At 55.7% G+C, this 23,273-nt stretch carries 22 protein-coding genes; 18 read left to right on the top strand and 4 right to left on the bottom strand.

The window, feature by feature from the left end; translation table 11 throughout:
• Positions 1 to 6 precede the first annotated feature (6 nt).
• A complete protein-coding gene (gene mscL / locus AC07Y4_RS17405; protein ID WP_062473649.1) occupies positions 7 to 438 on the bottom strand; it encodes a large conductance mechanosensitive channel protein MscL in 432 nt (143 codons plus the stop codon).
• Positions 439 to 1,190: 752 nt separating this feature from the next.
• On the opposite strand from mscL, the gene AC07Y4_RS17400 reads away from it, so the two are divergent.
• From AC07Y4_RS17400 to AC07Y4_RS17315, 18 genes are all read left to right on the top strand, one after another.
• Positions 1,191 to 2,264 carry a polysaccharide biosynthesis/export family protein gene (locus AC07Y4_RS17400; protein ID WP_495274875.1) on the top strand — a complete coding sequence of 358 codons (1,074 nt, stop codon included), beginning with the start codon at positions 1,191 to 1,193 and terminating at the stop codon, positions 2,262 to 2,264.
• A gap of 140 nt (positions 2,265 to 2,404) precedes the next feature.
• Positions 2,405 to 3,706, top strand: a complete 1,302-nt coding sequence (gene tviB, locus AC07Y4_RS17395) for a Vi polysaccharide biosynthesis UDP-N-acetylglucosamine C-6 dehydrogenase TviB (RefSeq protein ID WP_495274857.1) — start codon at positions 2,405 to 2,407, stop codon at positions 3,704 to 3,706.
• A gap of 32 nt (positions 3,707 to 3,738) precedes the next feature.
• Complete coding sequence (locus tag AC07Y4_RS17390) at positions 3,739 to 4,686, top strand: Gfo/Idh/MocA family protein (protein WP_495274856.1); 948 nt, start codon at positions 3,739 to 3,741, stop codon at positions 4,684 to 4,686.
• A 17-nt stretch (positions 4,687 to 4,703) separates the two neighbouring features.
• Positions 4,704 to 5,294 carry an acyltransferase gene (locus AC07Y4_RS17385; RefSeq protein WP_495274855.1) on the top strand — a complete coding sequence of 197 codons (591 nt, stop codon included), beginning with the start codon at positions 4,704 to 4,706 and terminating at the stop codon, positions 5,292 to 5,294.
• Positions 5,291 to 6,391, top strand: coding sequence for a DegT/DnrJ/EryC1/StrS family aminotransferase (locus tag AC07Y4_RS17380; protein ID WP_495274854.1), 1,101 nt, complete (start codon positions 5,291 to 5,293; stop codon positions 6,389 to 6,391). The genes AC07Y4_RS17385 and AC07Y4_RS17380 overlap by 4 nt, the downstream gene beginning before the upstream one ends.
• 7 nt (positions 6,392 to 6,398) lie before the next feature.
• Positions 6,399 to 7,562 (top strand): glycosyltransferase, encoded by a 1,164-nt coding sequence (locus AC07Y4_RS17375; RefSeq protein WP_495274853.1) that lies wholly within the window; start codon positions 6,399 to 6,401, stop codon positions 7,560 to 7,562.
• Positions 7,563 to 7,595: 33 nt separating this feature from the next.
• Positions 7,596 to 9,008 carry a lipopolysaccharide biosynthesis protein gene (locus AC07Y4_RS17370; RefSeq protein ID WP_495274852.1) on the top strand — a complete coding sequence of 471 codons (1,413 nt, stop codon included), beginning with the start codon at positions 7,596 to 7,598 and terminating at the stop codon, positions 9,006 to 9,008.
• 49 nt (positions 9,009 to 9,057) lie between these two features.
• Positions 9,058 to 10,311 (top strand): O-antigen ligase family protein, encoded by a 1,254-nt coding sequence (locus AC07Y4_RS17365; RefSeq protein ID WP_495274851.1) that lies wholly within the window; start codon positions 9,058 to 9,060, stop codon positions 10,309 to 10,311.
• 174 nt (positions 10,312 to 10,485) lie between these two features.
• Entirely contained in the window at positions 10,486 to 11,574 is a 1,089-nt protein-coding gene (wecB, locus tag AC07Y4_RS17360) for a non-hydrolyzing UDP-N-acetylglucosamine 2-epimerase (RefSeq protein ID WP_495274850.1), read from the top strand.
• 16 nt (positions 11,575 to 11,590) lie between these two features.
• The gene (locus AC07Y4_RS17355) at positions 11,591 to 12,682 is read left to right on the top strand and encodes a hypothetical protein (protein ID WP_495274849.1); all 1,092 of its coding nucleotides are present in this window, start codon (positions 11,591 to 11,593) and stop codon (positions 12,680 to 12,682) included.
• 1 nt (position 12,683) lies between these two features.
• On the top strand, positions 12,684 to 13,727 hold the full coding sequence (locus AC07Y4_RS17350; RefSeq protein WP_495274848.1) for a polysaccharide biosynthesis protein: 1,044 nt from the start codon (positions 12,684 to 12,686) through the stop codon (positions 13,725 to 13,727).
• 4 nt (positions 13,728 to 13,731) lie between these two features.
• Entirely contained in the window at positions 13,732 to 14,859 is a 1,128-nt protein-coding gene (gene wbjC, locus AC07Y4_RS17345) for a UDP-2-acetamido-2,6-beta-L-arabino-hexul-4-ose reductase (protein WP_495274847.1), read from the top strand.
• 25 nt (positions 14,860 to 14,884) lie between these two features.
• Entirely contained in the window at positions 14,885 to 16,021 is a 1,137-nt protein-coding gene (locus AC07Y4_RS17340; RefSeq protein ID WP_495274846.1) for a UDP-N-acetyl glucosamine 2-epimerase, read from the top strand.
• A 3-nt stretch (positions 16,022 to 16,024) separates the two neighbouring features.
• Positions 16,025 to 17,260, top strand: a complete 1,236-nt coding sequence (locus tag AC07Y4_RS17335; protein WP_495274845.1) for a glycosyltransferase family 4 protein — start codon at positions 16,025 to 16,027, stop codon at positions 17,258 to 17,260.
• On the top strand, positions 17,257 to 17,862 hold the full coding sequence (locus AC07Y4_RS17330; RefSeq protein WP_495274844.1) for a sugar transferase: 606 nt from the start codon (positions 17,257 to 17,259) through the stop codon (positions 17,860 to 17,862). The genes AC07Y4_RS17335 and AC07Y4_RS17330 overlap by 4 nt, the downstream gene beginning before the upstream one ends.
• Positions 17,859 to 18,521 carry an acetyltransferase gene (locus AC07Y4_RS17325; RefSeq protein WP_495274843.1) on the top strand — a complete coding sequence of 221 codons (663 nt, stop codon included), beginning with the start codon at positions 17,859 to 17,861 and terminating at the stop codon, positions 18,519 to 18,521. The genes AC07Y4_RS17330 and AC07Y4_RS17325 overlap by 4 nt, the downstream gene beginning before the upstream one ends.
• A gap of 6 nt (positions 18,522 to 18,527) precedes the next feature.
• Positions 18,528 to 19,715, top strand: a complete 1,188-nt coding sequence (locus AC07Y4_RS17320) for a DegT/DnrJ/EryC1/StrS family aminotransferase (RefSeq protein WP_495274842.1) — start codon at positions 18,528 to 18,530, stop codon at positions 19,713 to 19,715.
• Between the two features lie 29 nt (positions 19,716 to 19,744).
• Positions 19,745 to 20,086, top strand: a complete 342-nt coding sequence (locus AC07Y4_RS17315) for a VanZ family protein (protein ID WP_495274841.1) — start codon at positions 19,745 to 19,747, stop codon at positions 20,084 to 20,086.
• Between the two features lie 112 nt (positions 20,087 to 20,198).
• Here the strand turns inward: AC07Y4_RS17315 and AC07Y4_RS17310 are convergent, their stop codons facing one another.
• The 3 genes from AC07Y4_RS17310 to AC07Y4_RS17300 form a co-directional block, all read right to left on the bottom strand.
• A complete protein-coding gene (locus AC07Y4_RS17310; protein WP_495274840.1) occupies positions 20,199 to 22,460 on the bottom strand; it encodes a polysaccharide biosynthesis tyrosine autokinase in 2,262 nt (753 codons plus the stop codon).
• The gene (locus AC07Y4_RS17305; protein ID WP_495274839.1) at positions 22,457 to 22,891 is read right to left on the bottom strand and encodes a low molecular weight protein-tyrosine-phosphatase; all 435 of its coding nucleotides are present in this window, start codon (positions 22,889 to 22,891) and stop codon (positions 22,457 to 22,459) included. Before AC07Y4_RS17305 ends, AC07Y4_RS17310 begins: the two co-directional genes overlap by 4 nt.
• Before the next feature lie 83 nt (positions 22,892 to 22,974).
• Positions 22,975 to 23,273, bottom strand: a 299-nt coding sequence (locus AC07Y4_RS17300) for a hypothetical protein (protein WP_495274838.1), incomplete at its 5' end; no start/stop codon positions are given.

Genomic DNA, 23,273 nt, shown 5'->3' with positions numbered 1-23,273 from the left:
AAAAGCTCAGGGACGCTTCAGGCTGTCGCGGATTTCGCGCAGCAGCGTGATGTCTTCCGGCGTGGCGGCCGGCGCTGCCGGGGCCGCTTCTTCGGTCTTGCGCAGCTTGTTGATCTGCTTGACCATGATGAAGATGATGAAGGCGAGGATCACGAAATTGACAGCAATCGTGATGAAGTTGCCATACGCCAGCACGGGCACGCCGGCCTTCTTCAGCTCCGCCAGCGTGTTCGTCACGCCTGGCGGCACCGTGCCCAGGATCACGTAGAGGTTCGAGAAGTCGAGCTTCCCGAACACCATGCCCACGAGCGGCATGATGATGTCGGCCACGAGCGAGTCGACGATCTTGCCGAACGCCGCCCCGATGATCACGCCGACGGCGAGGTCGATGACGTTGCCCTTGACGGCAAACTCCTTGAATTCGCTGAGGATGCTCATGATTCAGAAAGGGTGCTGAAGACCTGCTGTTGAAAGGGGTGCCAGTATGCCTGCGGAAGCGGGAGGCCAAGACGGGCGGCGCGGCGGGTGATGCTGGACTGCAACTGAGGCATGACCGCTAGCGGCTCTTGCCTGGAACGGACGGAGGGTACCCAGTCTCCGTAGCTAAACCTTGCCGACTACGCTTTGGAACGTCTTGTTTCCAATTTCGCGGGATGGGTAGAACCGGTCGGATACGTCGTGGTTTGCTCTCGAAAAGAAGGCAAAACGGCGCCGTACGGGCATTCCGGAAGCATCCTGGAACGCAGGCAAAGCCCCATTGACAGTGCACTGCACTGGTACGATGAGAGGGGAGCAGTGGGGAGCGGCCGCGCGAAATCGACCTTCAAGACTTCTGTCTGTCAGAGCGCATTCACCCTGGGTGCGCCAGATTCGTGCGTGACCCCGCGATGAATTCTGCACCTTTGTTGCCTGAATTTGCCAGTTTCAGCGCGACTATAGCTGTTCAAATTTTTACATAAATGGTGCCGCATAGTGGCGGCGATCACAAGTGTTTGAAAGAGAAGCGCGATACAAGAGAGCGGATGTGCGAGCCTCGCATGCCTCCGGGAATTGCCGTTCTTTCGCCGCTTCGTTGTTGATACGACTGACTGACTTTCAAGGGACCTGAATTGAGAAGAAATGCGAAAGCCCTCGCGTGGGTGGCGCTTGCCGGCGCGGTGTTGCTCCAGGGCTGTGCCGTGGTGCCCGGCATGGGTTCGGTGGAGCCATACGAAGCGGGCGGCGAGTTGCCGTCGCAGTTCCGCTACCTTCCCGATGAAGCGCCTGAAGGCGAAATCACGCCCATCTCGCTGGCGCTGGTGCGTACGTTGGCGGAGGTGTCGCCTAAGGGGGTGCCGCCTGAGGTGAAGGCGCTATTCGGCAAAGGGGCTCGCTACACCATCGGGTCGGGTGACGTCGTGGGCGTCATCGTGTACGACCACCCTGAGTTGCTGCCCAATGCGGGTGCTGTGATTTCGCAGTCGGCCGACCCGACTGGTGTGCAGGTGGCGCCAGGCTTCATCGTCGATGCGGATGGTGAGATTGCCTTTCCCTACATCGGTCGCGTGCGCGTGGCAGGTCTGAGCGAAGGCGACGCTTCTGACCTGATCGGAAAGCTGCTGCGGCCGCATGTTCGCGATCCGCAAGTGACGGTGCGCATCCAGTCCTTCAGAAGCCGGCGAGCTTATGTGGAAGGCGAAGTGCGCGTTCCGGGGTCTCAGATCTTCACTGATGTGCCCATGACGCTGAACGAGGCAATCAACCGTGCCGGTGGCATGACGGCCAATGCCAATCGCGCGGCCGTCACGCTCATTCGCGATGGCCGCTCAGTCCCGATCGACATGACCCGGCTGCGCGAGGCTGGCTACGACGGGAACAACATCCCACTGAAGAACGGTGACACCGTCCGCGTGGCGCATCGGGAAGATTCCAAGGTCTTCGTGATGGGCGAAATCATGGCGCCCGTTGCCCTGTCCATGCGCAGCAATGGCCGGTTGAGCCTTAGCGAGGCCCTGGGCGAGGCGGGTGGTCCGATGACGACCACCTCCAACGCCGGCCAGATCTACGTGATTCGTCAAGGCGCGACCGGCGCACCAGCCATCTTCCATCTGAACGCCAAGAACCCGGCGACGTTGGCGTTGGCAAGCCAGTTCCGGTTGCAGTCGCATGACGTGGTTTATGTCGACCCGGTGCCGCTGGTCAAGTGGAACCGCGTGGTCAGTTTGATCCTGCCGTCGGCACAGGTGGTCAACAACGCCAGCGAGGTTTACATCAGGCACCGCTAATCGAGTCTGGATCCGGAGCGAGTTCTTGAGGTTCGCATCACGGGTCTGTCCACTTTGAAGTCAGCAGCCGCGAACGCGGTGTGGCGGCATGACTCTTGATTGAGTCTGTCGCCAATTTTTCGTCTCCAGCGCTTTCAAATATGCAAGTCATCCAATCAACTCAACCTATCGCGATCATCGGTCTCGGCTACGTGGGCCTTCCTCTCGCCGTGGAATTTGGCAAGAAGCGTCGGGTGGTCGGCTTCGACATCAATGCCAAACGCATTACTGAGCTGCAGGGTGGACACGATCACACGCTCGAGACCACCGGCGAAGAGTTGAAGGCGGCAACGCAACTGGCGTTCACCTCACATGCAGATGATTTGCGTGACTGCGCTGTCTTTGTCGTGACCGTGCCTACGCCGATCGACAACGCGAATCGGCCCGACCTGACGCCGCTGGTCAAGGCCAGCGAAACCGTCGGCAAGGTCATGTCGAAGGGGGCGATCGTCATCTTCGAATCGACGGTCTATCCAGGTGCGACAGAAGAAGTGTGCGTGCCCGTGCTGGAGAAATTCAGCGGCAAGAAATTCAATGTCGATTTCTTCTGCGGCTACAGCCCAGAGCGCATCAACCCCGGCGACAAGGTCAACACACTCACCAAGATCAAGAAGATCACGAGTGGCAGCACGCCCGAGGTGGCCGATGTGGTGGATGCGCTCTACAACGAGATCATCACCGCCGGCACGCACAAGGCCGCCAGCATCAAGGTGGCCGAAGCCGCCAAGGTGATCGAGAACACACAGCGCGACCTGAACATCGCGCTTGTCAATGAGCTGTCCGTCATCTTCGAGCGCCTGGGCATCGACACCCTCGACGTGCTCGAGGCCGCAGGCAGTAAATGGAATTTCCTACCCTTCCGTCCGGGCCTCGTGGGCGGCCATTGCATCGGCGTGGACCCGTACTACCTCACGCACAAGGCGGAGCAGGTCGGCTACCACCCGCAGGTCATATTGGCCGGGCGCCGCATCAACGACAACATGTCGCGCTACGTGGCCCGCAACACCATCAAGCTGATGCTGAAGAACGGCATGGACGTGCCACGTTGCCGCATCGGTGTGTTGGGCATCACCTTCAAGGAAAACTGCCCGGACATCCGCAACAGCAAGATCGTCGACATGGTGCGCGAGTTCGAAGCTTGGGGTGCCTCCGTAGAAATTGTGGACCCATGGGCTGATGCTGAAGAAGTGGCGCGCGAATACGGCCTTCAACTCGGCCAGGTCGATGCGGACCACCCGGTCGATGCGCTCGTCGTTGCCGTGGGCCACAACGAGTACCGCAGCGCGACGATGTCCGAACTGCGTGCCCTGTGCCGAGGCGAGCAGCCAGTGCTGGTCGACGTCAAAAGCCTGTTCAACGCACAGGATGCCCGCGACAGCGGCTTCTCCGTGTTCCGCCTGTAAGCCATTTCCCGTTTCTCCGCTTCTTCCCAGACATGAAAAACTTTGCTCTCATCGGCGCCGCCGGCTACATCGCTCCGCGCCACATGCGTGCCATCAAGGACACGGACAACCACCTCGCAGTGGCCTACGACATCAACGACTCGGTCGGCATCATCGACAGCATCTCGCCGCAGAGCGAGTTCTTCACCGAGTTCGAACGGTTCTACGAGCACGCGCAGCAGCTCAAGCGCAACCCCGCCACGGCGCTGGACTATGTGGCGATCTGCAGCCCCAACTACCTGCACCACCCGCACATTGCCGCCGGCCTGCGCCTGGGTTGCGACGTGATTTGCGAGAAGCCCCTGGTGCCCACTCCGGACCTCGTCGACGAACTGCAACGCGTTGAAAAGGAAACCGGCAAGCGCGTCTTCAACATCCTGCAGCTGCGCCATCACGAAGCCATCCTGAAGCTGCGCGACAAGGTGGCAGCGGCGCCGGCGGACACCAAGTTCGACGTCGAGCTCACCTACATCACTTCGCGCGGCAAGTGGTACATGGAAAGCTGGAAGGGCGACAACCGCAAGTCGTTCGGCGTGGCGACCAACATCGGCGTGCACTTCTACGACATGCTGCACTTCATCTTCGGCAAGCTGCAACGCAACGTGGTGCACTACAGCGGCACGGCCAAGGCGGCGGGCTACCTCGAATACGAGCGCGCACGCGTGCGCTGGTTCCTGTCCATCGACGCTAACGATCTGCCGGCCGACGTGAAGGGCAAGAAGACGACCTTCCGCAATATCGACGTGAGCGGCGAGAAGCTTGAGTTCTCCGAAGGTTTCACCGACCTGCACACGGTGAGCTACAAGGAAATCCTGGCCGGCCGCGGTTATGGCCTCGAGGATGCGCGCCACTGCATTGAGACCGTGAACGTGATTCGCAGCGCCACGCCTGTTCAAGGCGAGCAGGGCGAAGTGCATCCGTTCGTGCGGCAGCTCGCCTGACGCACCGCGAACTCGACATGGCATACAAAGCCCACCCCTCCGCGATCATCGACGAGGGCGCCCGTATCGGCGACGGCACCCGGATCTGGCATTGGGTGCACGTCAGCGCACAGGCATCCATCGGCGAGGCCTGCTCGCTCGGACAGAACGTCTACGTCGGCAACGATGTGACCATCGGCCACAACGTCAAGATCCAGAACAACGTCAGCGTTTATGACGCGGTTACTCTGGAAGACGACGTGTTCTGCGGGCCAAGCATGGTCTTCACCAATGTCTACAACCCGCGCTCGGCCGTCACGCGCAAGGACGAATACCGCCGCACCCTCGTGAAGCGCGGCGCGACGCTGGGTGCCAACTGCACCATCGTCTGTGGCAACACCGTGGGCGAATATGCCTTTGTGGGTGCCGGTGCCGTGATCAACAAGAACGTACCGGCCTATGCACTCATGGTCGGCGTGCCTGCCAAGCAGATCGGCTGGATGAGCGAATTCGGCGAGCAACTCGCGTTGCCGCTGCAAGGCGCAGCCGAAGCCGTTTGCGCGCACACCGGTGCGCGTTATGTACTCGACGGCAATGCCGTGACCAAGTTGGATGCCAAGACTCCATGATCGAATTCATCGACCTCAAGACCCAGCAAGCCCGCATCAAGGACCAGATCGACGCCGCGATTCAGCGTGTGCTGGCGCACGGTCAATACATCCTTGGGCCTGAAGTGGCCGAGCTGGAAGAGAAGCTGGCTGCTTATACGGGCGCCAAGCATTGCATCACCGTGGCGAACGGCACGGATGCATTGCAGATTGCGCAAATGGCGCTTGGCATTGGGCCGGGCGATGAAGTCATAACGCCGGGCTTTACGTATATCGCCACCGCCGAGACGGTGGCGCTGCTGGGCGCCAAGCCGGTGTACGTGGACATCGATGCACGCACTTACAACCTGGATCCGGCATTGCTGGAAGCTGCGATCACTCCGCGGACCAAGGCCATTGTTCCGGTGAGCCTGTATGGGCAGTGTGCGGACTTCGATGCCATCAATGCGATTGCCGCCAAACACGGAATTCCGGTGATTGAAGATGCGGCGCAGAGTTTTGGCGCTACTTACAAGGGGCGCAAGAGTTGCAATCTCAGCACCATAGCGTGTGCGAGCTTCTTTCCGAGCAAGCCGTTGGGGTGCTATGGGGACGGTGGCGCAATATTCACCAACGATGACGAAATGGCGAAGGTGATGCGGCAGATTGCCCGGCATGGGCAGGATCGGAGATACCACCATATTCGTGTGGGAGTGAACAGCCGGCTGGATACTTTGCAGGCAGCTGTCTTGTTGGCCAAGCTTGGGATCTTCGAGGACGAAATCGCGAGTCGTCAGCACGTGGCTGCGGAATACGGACGTTTGTTGGGCGAGGTTGGTGTTACTGCTACTCCCTATATTGAGCTGCACAACATGAGTGCTTGGGCGCAATACACCGTGCGCGTGAGTGATCGAGAGGCATTGCAGACCCGTATGAAGCTGGCGGGGGTGCCGACCGTTGTGCATTACCCCATTCCTTTGAATCTGCAGCCTGCTGTGGCCGATTTTAACGTTCGAGTGCCAATTGGTGATTTGGTTGCGAGCCAAGTTCTAAGCCTTCCCATGCATCCTTATCTATCGCGTGGAGATCAAGAATGTATTGTGAATTCCTTCGGGAAGTCCGTAGTTAATAGAAGGTAAAAATTCGATGCATGTTCTAATAATTCCGTCTTGGTATCCAAGCAATGAAAACGATATCAACGGGAGTTTTTTTAGAGAACAGGCTATTGCGCTACAAAAAAATGGATGCAAGGTAGGTGTTATTTATCCCGCGCTAAGGTCACTGAAGGCGTGGCGCTCAATATGGAGTGGCCAGCGAAAAATCGCCAAGGAAAAAGATGAAGGGGTTATCACATATCGGTCGCACGGTATGAACTGGCTTCCGCGAAGCCCATTTTTTTTCTCTAAAATTTTTGAATGGCATGGCAGGCGTCTTTATGATCGCTATATTTCAGAGAATGGCTTGCCGGATATTGTCCATGTCCATTCACTTCTATACGCCAGCTCCGTAGCAGTTGCGTTATGCAAAAAACACAAAATACCATTTGTTGTTACCGAGCATAGCAGTGCGTTTGGTCGAAATGTCATTTCAAAAAAAGAAATGATGCTCGCAAAAAAAAATGCGCACTCCGCGTCTCAGCGATTTGCGGTTTCCGAGTCGTTGGCAATCCTGCTTGACAGGCTTATGGAAGAGCAACGAGGGACGTGGAAAGAGCTTCCTAATATCGTTAAGCAACGATTTTTAGACTTTCCCATGTTAGAAAGAATTAGGAAGGATTCTTTCGAATTTATAAGCATCGCAAATTTGAACAAAAACAAAGGGCATGCAAATATGATCCGAGCGTTTTCAATGGCCGCCAAGACAAATCCGAATATTTTTCTTACTATCGGCGGTGATGGTCCTGAAAGAAATAATCTGAGGAAATTAGCGCGCGATCTAAATGTCTTGGAGAAAATTAAATTTAGCGGCCTCTTAACACGCCAGCAAGTGTTAACTCTAATGGCGGAGTCTGATGTCTTAGTGGTTGCCAGTCGGTATGAGACATTCGGAGTCGTTGTGATTGAAGCGCTCGCGCTAGGAAAACCCGTTATTGCGACGCGTTGCGGCGGGCCGGAATCAATTGTTCGAACTCAAGATGGTGTGCTCGTCCCAATCGATAATGTTGAAGAGATGGCAGGCGCGATGTCAAAAATGGCTTCGGCCCGAGGCAGTTATGATGCGTTCGAAATTCGAAAATCATGTGCTTTTCGCTTCAGTGAGGCTGCAGTTGTTGGTAGGTTAAAAGAGATTTATAAAAACAATATATCCTAATCGATATGTAATGGCATATTTTATGCAAAGTTCATGAATCGAAAGAAGGTGCTTGAGTTCGCGCTGGGACCTATTTTGGGCGCAGCATTGAGTTTTATTGCCGTACCATTAATTGCATGGCATTTTCGCCCGGAAGAAATTGGGAGAAACAGCGTATTTCAGATATCCGTATCACTCTCGATGTTGATATTTACTCTCGGACTTGATCAGGCCTACATACGAGAATTCCACGAAGCTGAAGATCGCTTGAGGTTATTTAAAACCTGTTTCAGTGCTGGATTTGTTTTTCTATTGACTGTTACGCTTATAACCATTCCGTTTTCTGGATTAATATCGAATCTGTTATACGGTGAAATCAGGTCGTCCTGGTTTTTCTTAACAAGCGGTTGCGTGGCGTTAAGTTATTTGACTCGTTTTTTTTCTCTTGTAATACGCATGCAAGAACGGGGGCTAGCATATTCAGTTAGTCAAGTTCTGCCAAAGTTTGCATTAATAGTTTTGCTGCTCGGATATGTGACCCTTGGAGCGGGGCAAGAATACGAATATCTGTTATATGCCAACTTTATTTCGCTAACCTTGACGGCCGTGGTTTTTGGCTGGAATAGTCGATCCGATTGGATGCCTGCTATTGGCAAAAAAATTCAAGAGGGAGAATTATTGAGATTTCTCCGGTTTGGCCTGCCGCTGATCGGGGCGGGGTTGGTTTATTGGGTTTTGAGTGCCACAAGTGTTGTGGCGTTGCGAAATTTTTCGAATTTTAAAGAGCTTGCCATTTATTCGATGGCTATGAATTTTGCGGGACTTGGAATAATTTTCCAGTCGATATTTTCCACAATATGGATGCCTACGGTTTATAAATGGGTTGCAGCTAAAGAAGACTTGGGAAAAGTTGATGCTGTAGTAAAGCATGTACTGCTGTTGGCTTGTTTGATTTTTTCTTTTGTTGGAGTGGTTGCTTGGGTAATCGACTATATATTGCCTGTGGATTACGTGGCCGTTAAATATATAGTTGTGTGCTGCATGGCTCAACCGCTGCTGTATACGTTGTCTGAAACAACAGTGGTTGGTTTAAATATAAAAAAACGATCGGGATACTCATTGATTGCGGCCGCCGTAGCATTCGTTTTCAACGTTATTTTTTGTCGACTCCTTGTCCCCGAATATGGGGCAGCTGGTGCTGCGATATCCAATGCATTCGCATACTTCGTATTTTTAATCGCGCGAACAGAGCTCTCTTGCGTTGTTTGGCGGCCCATCCGTCGCCGCGAAATTTATATTTCTATTTTTTTCATGTTGCTGACTGCCTCTGGTGTGGCGTTAGCAGAAAAATTTAGCGAAGCGTATGCTGCTCGGATAGTTTGGTTTGTTTTATTTCCAATTCTTCTTTTTAAGTGTGTTCGTGTATTTTCTAGATATTTTCTGGATAAAAAAATAGGATATCCCTGACATGTTCGATTTTTAAGTTCATCGATGATTGGGTTTGATTTTTATGGGCATGACTGGTTTTTCTGGAGTACAAATAAAACGCCCCTCGTTCTCTGTGGGGCTGTTGTATTTTGTGATCGGCGGTATTCTTTTGAATACAGTGCATTTTATAGACCCAAATTCAAGGGCTATTGGAAAATTAGCAATTTACTTGTTGATATTGGTCTTGTGCGTGCTGCATATCCGTGGATTTTTGAGGTTTAAAAAAAACCCCTATTACAGCGCGCTTGCGATTTATAGTTTATTGTTTTTCGTCTCTTGCGTCATAGGAGAAAACCCAGCTCACAGTCTAAATTTGGCCGTAAGCAATGTATTTGTTACATTCATCGTCATGCATTTGGTTGTGCTGCATATAAGAAAGAACGGAGTGGAGGGGTTGTTTTTCGCTTGTTTTGTTTTTTGTAGCGCGCTCGTATTCGTTTCAATTCTGATTGGCGTGGGGGCGATTAATATCAATTATTATAATTACAGTCTAAACGAACTGACAGATAGCGTGGATTTGGAGGGTTCTCGATATACCGGCGTATACAGCAATCCAAATGGATTGGGGATCCTTTTTTCAGTTTATGCCGCATTGCTTTGCCATCAAATCAAAGCGACAAATAGTTCGGCGTTCAGAAAAGTGTGCGTTGTTTTATTAGTCCTTGCTGGGGTGGGAGTCGCTGCAACGCTGTCGCGAGCCGCGCTTGTCGCGTTTGTCACTTTGATTTTTATTTATTTTGTTTTATTTAGTTCTTGGCGAGTAAAGCTCGGGTTTTTTTTATTTGTTGTCATTCCGGCAATGGGGCTTTTCTTTTTATCCGGTAACAGTTATCTGGCGGATGGACTTGCGCGCGACGATGTTTTCAATAATCGGGATGTCATTTGGCAAGATGCTTTTTCAGTTTTTTATAAAAACTTTTTCTTTGGAGTTGGCCCCGGATCATACAAGTATGTCGAAGATGGTGTTGTATATAGTGCCCATAATTACTATATAAATTCACTTGCTGATGTCGGGATATTGGCTACTTCATTTTTTTTGTTGTTTTTGTTTGGGATTTGGTATAAATCCTATAGGTTAGTAAAAACTTCAAAAAACGAATTCTCCTATTTGTTATCATTTGCTTTTATTTCTTCACTGGCGATTCATCAATTGGCTGAGGCCGGGGGCTTCACGGTATTTGGGCTCCAAGGGGTTTTATTCGTCATTTGTTGCGCTAATGTCATATCGGGATCAATAGACTCGAGAATTAACAAAAGACGCTATATCCCTAGGGCTGGTTGATTTTTGTCTTCGCCGAGAAGGCTGCCCTCAAAAGATTCTATTTTTAGAGTGGAAATTTTTTGAGCCCCCGCCCAGTTTGTCGTCGATGTATTTGAGGCTTGAGTAATGCGGCCTTGATTTTATTTATGGCTTTTACGGGGCTGCGTTTCGATTTTTACGTCTAAATGGGTGCATATGAAAATTATTACGGTGGTTGGTGCGCGGCCTCAATTCATTAAAGCCGCAGTTGTTTCCCGCGCATTTAGAGAGCTTTATCCAGAGGTTCGTGAGCTGCTTGTTCACACAGGCCAGCACTACGACGCAAATATGTCGGACGTTTTTTTTGATGAGCTCGAAATTCCACACCCGACGCATAATTTAGGTATAGGTGGTGGGACTCATGGAAAAAACACTGGCCGAATGTTGGAGAAGCTCGAAGAATTGATGCTGACTGAAAAGCCAGATTGGGTTTTGATATATGGTGATACCGATAGCACTCTGGCGGGCGCGTTGGCTGCCAGCAAATTGCATATCCCGGTAGCGCACGTTGAAGCGGGTTTACGCTCTTTCAACCGCCGTATGCCGGAGGAAATCAATCGCATCTTGGCCGATCATGTCTCCTCGCTACTTTTCGCTCCCACCGAATTGGCTCGTAAAAATTTGCTAAATGAAGGCGTGCCGCACGAAAAAATCCAAGTAGTAGGTGACGTGATGTGTGATGCTGCTGCCTTTTACAAACCGCGTGCACGAAAGCCCGCCTGGTTTGATGCACTCCGCATTGCGGCCTACGAGTTTGTACTATGCACGGTGCATCGCGCCGAGAATACCGACGATGCTGCGCGAATGCGGGGAATTTTTCAAGGATTGGAGAGCTCAGAGCTTCCGATTATTTTGCCCCTCCATCCACGTACTCGCGGAAAATTGGCGCAGATGGGGCTGGTGCTGCCGAATAACGTTAATGGGGTTGATCCGGTTGGTTATTTGGAAATGATTTGGCTGGAAGCACATTGCAAGCTCGTAGCGACAGATTCCGGGGGAGTCCAAAAGGAGGCATATTTCAATGAGAAATTTTGCATCACTCTTCGGGACGAAACGGAGTGGGTTGAATTAGTAGATGCGGGTCTAAATGACGTTGTGGGTTCCGATCCGAAAAAAATAGCAAATGCATTGAAATCCGATCGCCATTTCCTTCCGGGAACTAGTTTTTATGGCAATGGCAAGGCGGCCGAGTCAATTGTCGTCAATATTTTGGAAAACTCTCAATTCGAGGCCGTTGGGGCTTAAGGCATTCGAAAATAAAATGGATGATTACATTTTTTTTAGCAAAAGTAATTGGAATGAAGCTCCGCGACTTCGCCATCAACTGGCTGATTTAATCAGAAAATTTGGGGGGAGAGTTCTTTTTTGTCAAAAGCCGCTTTTTGTTTGGCAGCCTCACACTCAGAAAGAGCTCGTGCATGTCGGTGATAATTTGATTCTTGCTCGAACTCGCCAACTAATCCATCATCAGCTGCGAGTTTTTCCTCTGCTGAGATTGCTAAATGCACTCGTGGAAAAAAGAAGTATTCGCACCATGCTTGGTGCAAAAATTCCAAATAATGCTGTCATTATTAACTTCAACTATGATTATTTTTTCTTGCGAGATATTTTTCCAAATAGCAAGATAGTCACTATTATTAATGACGACTTCGTAGCCCAGTCTAAGTTTTTTTCTGGAGTTCATGCCAGAGAAAGTTTAAAAAAAACTTGCATTAATAGCGATTTGGTTTTGACCGTGTCTTATCCATTGATGCGGCAGATCTCCGAGTGGTGTGCTCCGGAATTGTTTTTCCCTTGGGCCGATACGGAGTATAGGAAACCAGTCCTTGGTAGTCAGAGGAATGCGGTGTTGTTGTGGGCCCATATTGATACCCGCATCGATTTTGATCTGTTGCAGCAATCCATTTCATTGCGGCCGGACGTGGTTTTTTATATTGTGGGGCCGCAAGGGCTCTATGCGAGAGATCAGCTTGCCCAGATTGAGTCGGCCAAAAATGTGGTGGTTATTTCTTCAGCGAAACTGGATGAGCTTCCACTTGAGAGTTTTTTCGCGGCAATCATTCCGTACAAGAAAAATGTTGCTGATATCGAGGCGGTGACAATGTCCAATAAATCGCTTCAACTGATGTCGCGTGGATTGCCGATTGTCACACATGGTATGCCGGCATTTTATGAGGACCCTGCCATTGTTAAGGCTGCTGATTTGCATGGATTTTTAGCTGGCTTGGATTATTTTCAAGAAAATTTCTCAAGCTTGCAAGGATCAATAAAAGATTTGGTGTCGGACAATCAACCAAGAAATAGATTTGACTTTTTGAAAGGTCTTATTTCTAAGATTGAGGCAAAAGTTTAAGATGTTTAAAAATAGAATTTTGTTAATCACAGGCGGCACCGGTTCGTTCGGTAATGCCGTTCTCAAGGGGTTTCTAGACACCGAAATCGCTGAGATTCGCATTTTCAGTCGAGACGAAAAAAAGCAGGATGACATGCGCAAGCGCTACGACCATCCCAAGCTCAAGTTCTATATCGGCGATGTGCGGGACTCACGCAGCGTGAGTGCCGCGATGCGCGGTGCGGATTACGTCTTTCACGCAGCGGCTCTCAAGCAAGTCCCATCCTGCGAATTCCATCCCATGCAGGCAGTCCGTACCAACGTCCTTGGGACAGAGAACGTGCTGGAGGCCGCAATCGCCGCAGGCGTAAAACGCGTCGTCTGCCTCAGCACCGACAAAGCGGTCTACCCCATCAACGCCATGGGTATCAGCAAGGCCATGATGGAAAAGGTGATGGTCGCCGCCAGCCGGAATCTGGAGAGCACCAACACAGTCATCTGTGGCACCCGCTATGGCAACGTCATGGCCTCCCGCGGTTCGGTCATTCCGTTGTTCGTGGAGCAGGTGTTGGCGGGCAAGCCCATCACCGTGACCGACCCGTCCATGACCCGTTTCATGATGACGCTGGAGAACGCTGTCGAACTGGTGCTGCATGCCTTCGAGCACGGCAACAACGGCGACATCTTTGTGCAGAAAGCGCCGGCTGCCACGGTGCAGGTGCTGACGAAGGCGATCTTGGAGTTGATGCAAAAGCCGGATCACGAAGTGCGCGAAATCGGCACTCGCCATGGCGAGAAGCTCTATGAAGCGCTGCTGAGCCGGGAAGAAATGGCCTGCGCCGAAGACCAAGGCGACTACTACCGCGTGCCGCCCGATGGCCGCGACCTGAACTACGCCAAGTTCGTGGAGCAGGGCGAACAGCGTATCACGCGCAGCTCGCACGGTGAAGACTACAACTCGCACAACACCACCCGCCTCGATGTCGACGGCATGAAGAAGCTGCTGCTCAAGCTTGACTTCATGCAGCGCATCGCGCGCGGTGAGCCTGCCGAGGCACAGGGGTGATCTGATGAAGGTGTTGATTACCGGCGCCGGCGGCTTCGTGGGCAAGAACCTGCAGTTGCACCTGGCCGAGCGCAAGGACGTGCAGGTGGTCCGCTTCACGCGTGACCACAGCGTGGAGCAATTGCCAGCTCTGCTGGAAGGCGTGGACTTCGTGTTCCATCTCGCTGGCGTCAACCGCCCGCAAGACCCGCAGGAATTCGCCACCGGCAACGCGGAGCTCACGCAGAGCCTCTGCAGCGCCGTCGGTAACATGGCGAAGGCGACTGGTAAGAAGGTGCCGATCGTCTACACGTCGTCTACACAGGCGGGCCGCGACAACCCGTATGGGAACAGCAAGCGCGGTGCGGAAGAAGCGCTGCAAGCCGCTGCCGGCAGCCTTGGCATTTCGGTGCACATCTTTCGCTTGCCCAACGTGTTCGGCAAGTGGTGTCGGCCCAACTACAACTCTGCGGTGGCCACCTTCTGTCACAACATTGCGCGCGACCTCCCGATCCAGGTCAACGACCCGGCAGCGCCGGTCACGCTGGTGTACGTCGACGATGTCATCGAGCGTTTCGTCCAGCTCATGGATGGCGCCGACGCCACCGTGGACGCAGACGGTTTCGCGACGGTCACGCCGCAATACACCACCACGGTGGGCGAGCTGGCCCGGCAGATCCAGTCGTTCAAAGACAGCCGCAATACGCTCATGATCGAACGCGTGGGAGCGGGCCTGGTGCGCGCGCTCTATTCGACTTACGTGAGCTACCTGCCGCCTGAGTCGTTTGCCTACACGGTGCCGCAACACGGGGACGTGCGGGGTGTGTTCGTCGAGATGCTCAAGACGCCAGACGCCGGGCAGTTCTCGTTTTTCACCGCGCACCCCGGCATCACGCGTGGCGGCCACTACCACCACAGCAAGACCGAGAAGTTCCTCGTCATCAAGGGACAGGCGCGCTTCAAGTTCCGGCACATGCACACCGGCGAAACCCACGAGTTGGTGACTGCGGGCGACACGTCTGAAATCGTTGAGACGGTGCCGGGCTGGACGCACGACATCACCAACATCGGCACCGAAGAAATGGTCGTGATGCTCTGGGCCAATGAGGTATTCGATCGCGCGCGGCCGGACACCTTCGCTTGCCCGCTGTAGTCGCTCGGCTTTGGATCCATTCCCCATGAAAAAACTCAAAGTCATGACCGTGGTCGGCACTCGACCCGAAATCATCCGCCTGTCGCGTGTGCTGGCCCGGCTCGACGAGCACTGCGACCACGTGCTGGTGCATACCGGCCAGAACTACGACTACGAACTCAACCAGGTCTTCTTCGACGACTTGGGCGTGCGCAAGCCCGACCACTTCCTGAATAGCGCAGCCAACGCCACCAGCGCGGCGCACACCATCGGCAACCTCATCATCGCGGTGGACCAGGTGCTGGGCGAAGTGCAACCCGAGGCCATGCTGGTGCTGGGCGACACCAACAGCTGCCTCTCGGTAATTCCGGCCAAGCGCCGCAAGATTCCGATCTTTCACATGGAAGCGGGCAACCGTTGCTTCGACCAGCGCGTGCCCGAAGAAACCAACCGCCGCATCGTGGACCACACGGCGGACGTCAACCTGACCTACAGCACGATCGCGCGCGACTACCTCCTGCGCGAAGGGCTGCCGCCCGATTTGGTCATCAAGACCGGCAGCCCGATGTTCGAGGTGCTCACGCACTATCGCCCGCGCATCGAGGCGTCCGACGTGTTGCAGCGCCTGGGCCTGGAGGCTGCGCAGTACTTCGTGGTCAGTGCGCATCGCGAAGAGAACATCGAATCGCCGCAGTCCTTTGCCAAGCTGGTGGCGGTACTGAATGCCGTGGCCGAAGATCATGGTCTGCCGGTCATTGTTTCGACGCACCCGCGCACGCAGAAACGCATCGACGCGACCGGCGCACGCTTTCATCCGCAGGTGCGCCTGTTGAAGCCGCTGGGCTTTCACGACTACGTGAAGCTGCAGCTCTCGGCACGCGCCACGCTGTCCGACAGCGGCACGATCAACGAAGAGTCGTCGATCCTGAATTTTCCGGCGCTCAACTTGCGTGAAGCGCATGAGCGGCCCGAAGGGATGGAAGAGGCGGCCGTGATGATGGTGGGCCTTGAGGTGGACCGTGTGCGCCAGGGGCTGGCCATTCTGGAGAGCCAGCCGCGAGGCGAGGCGCGCGGCCTGCGCCAGGTGGCCGACTACAGCATGCCCAACGTGTCGGACAAGGTGCTGCGCATCGTTCACAGCTACACCGACTACGTGAATCGCGTGGTCTGGAAGAAGTACTGACGCATGGCAATTCGCGTGTTGTTGCTAATGCAGTGGTTCGATCCGGAGCCGACGTTCAAGGGCATCGTGTTCGCCCGCGAACTGGTGCGCCAGGGCTTCGAGGTCGAAGTGTTGACGGGCTTCCCCAACTACCCGGGCGGCAAAGTGTATCCGGGCTACCGCATCAAGTTGCTGCAGCGCGAAACGATCGACGGCGTGCAGGTAACGCGCGTGCCGCTCTATCCCAACCATGACCAGTCGGCGATCAAGCGGGTGTTGAACTACGCGAGCTTCGCCGCGTCGTCGCTGGTCTATGGCCTGTTCATGGCGCGCCGGCCCGATGTCATCTACGCCTACCATCCGCCGCTCACGGTGGGCATCACCGCCGGCCTGCTGCGGCTGTTGCGCCGCGTTCCCGTGGTCTACGACATCCAGGACATGTGGCCCGACACCTTGCGTGCCACGGGCATGGTCAACAACGCCCGGGCCTTGAGTGCGGTGGCTGCGGTGTGCCAATGGGTGTATCGCCGCGTGGACCACATCGCGGTTCTTTCACCGGGTTTCAAGCGCTTGCTGTCGGAGCGTGGCGTGCCCGAGTCCAAGGTGGAAGTGATCTACAACTGGGCCGACGAAGTCGCGCTGGCTTCACCGCAAGGCCACCCGCCGGCCAGCTTTCCGGGGCTGGATCAGTTCCGCGTTCTCTTTGCGGGAAACATGGGCAAGGCCCAGGCGCTAGACGCCGTGCTTGAGGCGGCTGTTCTGCTGCAAGCGCGCAACTCGCGGGTGTGCTTCGTGCTGCTGGGTGGCGGCGTGGAAGTGGCCCGGCTCAAGCAGCGCGCCGCAGACCTGCGGTTGCGCAACGTGGCCTTTCTGCCGCCGGTGCCGATGTCGGAAGTGGGTGCGTTGCTGAACGCAGCCGACACGCTGCTGGTGCACCTTCGCAAGGACCCGCTCTTCGAAATCACTATCCCTTCCAAGACACAGGCCTACATGGCCGTCGGCAAACCGCTGTTGATGGCGGTCGATGGCGATGCGGCCGAGTTGGTTGCGCAGTCGGGCGGTGGCGTGGTCGTTGAATCCGAAAACCCCAGCGCACTGGCCGACGCCGCCAATGCGCTCGCAGCCATGCCGCCTGACGTCTTGGCGGCCATGGGGCAGCAGGCGCAGCGCTACTACCGTGAACAATTGGCCCTGAAGGTTGGCGTCGCAAAATTCGGCGCCATCTTCACGCGGCTGGCGAACAGGTCGAAATCCAGATGAAGCGCCTTTTTGACATCGTGCTCGCTTGCGTGGCGTTGCTGCTTCTAGGTCTTCCGCTGCTGTTCCTGACATGGCAGGTGCGCCGCAAGCTGGGCAGCCCCGCGTTCTTTCGCCAAACGAGGCCTGGCATGCATGGGCGGCCGTTCAACATGATCAAGTTCCGCACGATGACGGATGCGCGCGGTGCTGATGGAGAACTGTTGCCCGACGCGGACCGGTTGACGCCCTTCGGCCGCTTCCTGCGCGCCAGCAGCCTCGACGAATTGCCCGAACTCTGGAACGTGCTCAAGGGCGACATGAGCCTGGTTGGCCCGCGTCCGTTGCTGATGGACTACCTGCCGCTGTATTCCGCCGAGCAGTCCCGTCGTCATGAAGTACGCCCCGGCATCACCGGCTGGGCGCAGATCAACGGGCGCAATGCGTTGGGCTGGGACGAGAAATTCAAGCTCGACGTTTGGTACGTGGACAACCGTTCGCTTTGGCTCGACATCAAGATCTTGTGGCTGACAGTGCGCAAGGTGCTGGTGCGTGATGGCATCAGTGCGGCGGGCGAGGCCACGATGCCGCGCTTTACCGGATCGCGAATGGAGCACGAGCAATGACGTTGCCGCTTTATGCCGTGTACGGCGCCAGTGGCTGTGGCCGCGGCGTGATGCCGTTGGCTCGCGCACAACTGGCACGCGAAGGCATTCCGGCATCCCAGTTGGTGTTTGTGGACGACCAGCCCGAAGCCGCTGAGGTCAATGGACAACGCGTGCTGCGCTATGCGGATTTCCTGCGGACCGATGCGAGCACAAGACACATCGTGATTGCCATTTCGAACAGCGTCGTCCGCCAGGTGCTGGCTGACCGTTGCGCGGCCGATGGCGTGCAGCCCTGGACGGTCCGGGCTGCCAACACACTGGTCATGGACGATGTCTCGCTGGGCGAGGGCGCTGCGCTCAGTCCGTTCGTTACGCTCACCTCCAACATCCGCATCGGCAGGCACTTTCACGCAAACCTGTACAGCTATGTCGAACACGATTGCGTGGTCGGCGACTTCGTTACTTTCGCGCCCGGTGCCAAGTGCAATGGCAATGTGCACATCGAGGACCACGCCTACATCGGGGCCGGCGCTGTCATCAAGCAAGGCAAGCCAGGCAAGCCTCTGGTGGTTGGCCGCGGTGCCCTGGTCGGCATGGGCGCGGTGGTCACGCGCGACGTGCCGCCCGGCATCACTGTGGTCGGCAACCCCGCCAAACCATTCATCAAAAAAGGTTGAACTGTTGTGTTGAACACCCCCTTCTCCCCTTGGCCGAGTTTCACCGCCGAAGAGGCCGATGCCGTGCAACGCGTGCTCCTGTCCAACAAGGTCAACTACTGGACGGGGCAGGAATGCCGCCTGTTCGAAAAGGAATTCGCCGCTTGGGCGGGCACCGCGCATGCGCTCGCACTGGCCAACGGCACGCTGGCCCTGGACGTGATCCTCAATGGCATGGGCATCGGACCGGGTGACGAGGTCATCGTCACGCCGCGCACCTTCATCGCGAGCGTGTCGTGTGTGGTGAATGCGGGCGCAACGCCGGTGTTCGCGGATGTCGATGCAGAAAGCGGCAACCTGTCGGCCAAGACCATTGCGCAGGTCATCACGTCGCGCACCAAGGCCGTCATTTGCGTGCACCTGGGCGGTTGGCCGTGTGACATGGATCCGATCATGGCGCTTGCGACCAAGCATGATTTCAAGGTAATCGAAGACTGCGCTCAGGCGCATGGTGCCCGCTACAAGGGGCGATCCGTCGGCTCCATCGGTCATGCTGGCGCTTGGTCGTTCTGCCAAGACAAGATCATGACTACGGGCGGGGAGGGTGGAATGGTGACGACCAACGACGAAGCGTTGTGGCGCACTATGTGGCAGTACAAGGATCACGGAAAGAGCTACGAAGCCGTCTACGAGCGCGAGCATCCGCCGGGCTTTCGTTGGGTGCATGAGAGCTTCGGCACCAACTGGCGAATGCTGGAACTGCAAGCGGTTATCGGGCGAATCCAGCTGCGCCGGATGAGCGACTGGACTTCTGCACGTACGTGCCATGCACAGGCCCTGTGGAAGGCTGCCAGTCCTCATCCAGCGGTGCGTGTGCCTGCCTTTGTAGAGCAAGATGCGGCGGGCAGTGCCCATGCACACTACAAGTGCTACGTTTACGTGCAGCCGGAAAAATTGGCAACCGGCTGGAGCCGCGATCGGATCGTCGAGGCGATACAGGCACATGGCGTGCCCTGCTATCAAGGGTCTTGCTCCGAGGTTTACCTGGAGCGGGCGTTCGATGACACGGGCTGGCGACCGACTGAGCGATTGCCTGTTGCACGCGTACTGGGGGAAACAAGCCTGATGTTTCTTGTGCATCCGACACTCACCTCGGCCGAGATGGACAAGAGCTGTCAGGTCATCGGGCAGGTGCTGGCAGAGGCGTCGGCTTGAGTGTGTTGTGGGCTCGTCTCGCAGCCCACGTGATCTTGTGGCGCTGGCTGCTGGCCAGTGCCATGCTGGCGTTGTTGGTGCTCAGCTTGATGCCTGCGTCTCTCTCGGTGCCAGGTACGGGCTGGGACAAAAGCAACCACGCGCTAGGCTTTGCGGTCCTGGCATTCCTCGCGTATTGGGCGTGGCCGGGACACATCCTGCTATCGCTGTTGGGACTGCTCGGCTACGGAGCCTTGATTGAAGTGCTGCAGTCGCTCACACCTGATCGCATGGCCGAGTGGAGCGATCTGTGGGCGGATGGAGTCGGCCTGCTGATCGGTGCTGTTCTCGCTTCGATGGTGCAGCGACTGGCCATCGTCCGTTCGCCCTAATTGATATCGGTGTTCGAGCAGCGCTCCGAAAACGGTACAGCTTCACCAAGATCCATACGGCGCAGCGCAGAGGCGCCGTATTGGGCCCAGCGAGTTCGGCTCTTCGCGACTTCTACGCAGCTTCTTCCTTGTACTTGTACTCGGTGTACCGATAGCCACCGTACTTGTAGCCATAGCTGCCGTAGTGCCGACGCGAAAGGTCCATGCCGTTGAAGACCACACCGTTGACTTGCTGGCCTGCATGCGCGAGCCGCTTGATACTCTCGTTCAGCTCACCCAGTTGGGTCAGGTTGTCACGGGCGACCAGCAGCACGGCGCCTGCATGTGCAGCAACCGCGGCAGCATCAGCGGCCACCAACACCGGCGGGCTGTCGATCACCACCAGGTCGTAGCGTTCCGAGAAATCGTTCAGCAGCTCACCCAGGGCGGACGACAGCATCATGTTCGCGGGATTGAACGGGTAGGCGCCAGTCGTCAGGACGTCGAGGTTCGGGATCACTTGAATATGGATCGCCTGCTCGGGCGTCATGTCGCCCGCCAGCACTTCCGCCAACCCGCCCTTGCGTGGCAGCCCGAAGGCCTTTTGAAGGTGACCCTTGCGCAGGTCGGCGTCAATCAGCAGTACGCGCTTGCCGGCTTGCGCCATGATGACGGCGAAATTACCGGAGACGAAGCTCTTGCCCACCCCCGGTGTCGCACCGGTAATCAGCACGCGGTTATTGCCGCTTTCCATCAATGTCAGTTGCAAAGAGACACGCAGATTGCGGAGGCTCTCAATGGCAAGGCTTTCGGGGGAGGTCACCGCCAGCAGTTGGACGCCCTTCGCACCACCCGCAATGTGCTCCAAGATCGTTTCTTGCTCGAGTGCCAGTGGCACGACGGAATAGACGTTCAGGCCAAGACGGTCCTCGATTTCCTGGGGATTGCGGATGCCGCTCGAGAGCTTGCTCCGAAGGATGGCAAGTGCAACACCGGTCAATAGCCCCAGCACCAGAGACAGTGCAACGACCAATGGCTTTTGTGGTTTGACCGCCTTTCTGGGTTCGACGGCAGTGTCCAGCAGCCGCACGTTGCCGATTTTGCCCTCCTTCACAAGACGCAGCTGCAGTGAGCTGTTGAGCATCGACTTGTAAAGTTCGCCATTGACACGAACATCGCGTTCAAGTCGCAGGGCATCGCGCTGAATGGCGGGCATCGCGCTGACACGGGTTTCGAGGCCTTCGATTTCATGGCGAACAGCTGCAATCTGCCCGTCGAGCATGCGCACCTTCGGGTTGCTTTCGGTAAACCGCGACAGCAATTCGCGTCGCAGCTGCTGGGACTCCAAGAGCTTGGTTTGCAATTGCACCGACATGGTCAAGGCTGCCTTGGCCTCTTCATCAAAAGCTACAGTGCCGTTTTTATTGCGAAAGCGTGCATAGGCGTCCTCAGAGTCTTCAAGTTGCTGCTTGAATTCGGGAAGCTGCCGATCAAGGAACTCGATGGTTTTTTCAGCCTCGGCAGCTTTGCGCTCGACGTTCTGACGGACGTATTGGGCGCCGATCTCATTGAGTGTGCGCTGGAGGCGATCGCGGTCGCTATCTTCGAGCGAAACGTTGATCACGTTGGACTGCTTGCCCTGCTCGGAGAGCTGAAGGCGTTTCTGAAGATCTTCGGTAGTGGCGAGCAGTGACGCACGGGAAACCAGAAACTCGGCGCCAGGCTTGCCCTCAAGTCGCGAAACCACCAATGTGATGGTGCCTTCGGGTAACTGCTGATTAAGTACCTTGCCAACAGTGCCGGTTAGCGGCTCCGCAAGATCGGGATGGGCCAGTGTGTACTGGCCACCGGCCAGCGCTGTGATCGTGAAAGGCTTCTGCTCTTCAAACGTGGAGGGCAAGTTGAACTTGGCAATGTCGATAGCTTCGGTGCCAGAAACATATCCGCCCATGTCCAGAAAGCCGGGATTTGATAGTTCTTTCGCGCGTCTCGCAAGCCATTCTCCGATGACGGGCAGATAACGTGGCTGAGCGTCGATGTACAACTGCTTTGCTTCAACCGCACCCCCGATGACCATCCGCGAACGGATGATTTGGATTTCACCCGTGGCCGGCGTCTTCACATCGAAGAGATTCGCAGTGTCGCCAAGAAAGTTCTTGGCGTCGGGGGCAGAATCTTCGACCTGAATCAGCAGATTGGACTGGTAGATCGGTGTCGCCAGAAGTGCGTAAGCAACTCCGAGCGCAAGAGCTGCAGCCGTGACACCTGCCACCAGCCATTTGCGGTCAAGCAGGATGTCGAAGTACTCGGACAAATTGATGACGTCGTCATCATCGTCGCGTGGGCGTATCGTGTTGGGTGCCAAAGGGGCCGATGTAGAAGCGGAAGCGGTCATGAGAGTTTGCGGATGCGTTCGGCCCAAGCATGGGCACCGTCAGCAATGAGCTGCAGGGCGTGTTCGAAAGCTGGAAGGCCCAGGCGGTAGGGGTCGGGAATGTCGACGCGCGCAACCTCACCCAGCCGGAACAATTTGCCGCGGGTCAGCGGGTGGCGTTGGCCAATGTGGATTCGTTGCGCTTCGTCCATCGCAAGAATGAGATCGGCCTGCTGGCACATCTGCCCTGTGAGTTGGCGTGCGCGGTGGTTCTCGATGTCGATGCCGCGTGCGGCCATCAACTTGCGCGCGATCGGATCTGCGGGGTGACCGACCAGAGCGCCCGTCCCGGCAGACGTGACTTGAACCTGTGGCAATGCGGCAGCGATCAGTGCTTCCCCCATGGGACTGCGACAGATGTTGCCGATGCATACCACCAGAACGGATTTCATGAGACTTGGCTCCCTGCGAAGGCTTGTGCCTCTGTTGTCAGATTCAACGTAATGCGTACCGCGTGCTTCATGTCCAGCATGAATCACAACTCATACAGAAATGTCCTCGCCATTTGTTCTTCGTTGAGCGGTCGGATCGCACTATCCATACCCGAGAGCTGAAGGACGGCTGGGTACGCCCTTGGCATTGTAGTCAGGGCGTTGGCGCCCACTGCCTCGGGGAGATGGTCAAGCCACAGGCATTCCGAGCTTGAATCGGTCATGGCTGTCAAAGGGGACCGCTGATCGAGGATGCTGATCAGCGGCTCTATGACCAAAGTCATGTCGATGCAAAAGATACAAAAAATGACATTGTGAGTGTCGCGAATCCCCTGAATTGGGG

Source organism: Variovorax sp. GW460-12-1-14-LB1, from assembly GCF_059423605.1.
The sequence above is the reverse complement of the archived record's forward strand: the minus strand, read 5'-3'. Positions and strand labels throughout refer to the sequence as shown.